This window comes from Streptomyces sp. BE303 (genome assembly GCF_036290945.1).
In the GTDB taxonomy this organism is placed as follows: Bacteria; Actinomycetota; Actinomycetes; order Streptomycetales; family Streptomycetaceae; genus Kitasatospora.
In genome coordinates this window covers 1-421 of record NZ_JAQYWZ010000848.1, presented here as the reverse complement: position 1 = coordinate 421, position 421 = coordinate 1, and the positions used below count along the sequence as shown (strand labels likewise).

The following is a 421-nucleotide window of genomic DNA, read 5'->3' as shown; positions in this document are numbered from 1 at the left end:
GGTCCTGCGCTGATCGGGCCGCCGCCGACGGCCACCCGTCGCTCGGCTGCGTCCGCCCCTCGGTGTCACCAGAGCACGTCACCCCCACCTCCCGGAGGCGAGAAATGTCCACCCCCGAGCCGCGCCCGATCAGCCGCAGAGCCATCCTGCGCGGCGCCGCCCGCGCCGGCGCCCTGAGCACCATCGCGAGCGCCACCGCGGCGGCCGCCGCCACCAGCGGCAACTACACCATCCGCTTCGACCAGCCACGGAGACAGACGATCCTCGGGCTCGGGTTCGAGATCCAGTCCGACTCCATCGGCGACCGCACCCCCGGGCTCGTCTACGACCAGGACGGCGGCCTCTCCCTGCACGTGCAGCACACCCGCCCCGCCGACCCGCAGCGGGCCGCGAACTGGCTGCCCGCACCCAACGGGCCGTT

At 74.6% G+C, this 421-nt stretch carries 1 protein-coding gene; it reads left to right on the top strand.

The features are described 5' to 3' along the window. Positions 1 to 104: 104 nt before the first annotated feature. The coding region (locus PUR56_RS29485; RefSeq protein ID WP_329951187.1) for a DUF1214 domain-containing protein at positions 105 to 421 on the top strand (317 nt) is incomplete at its 3' end.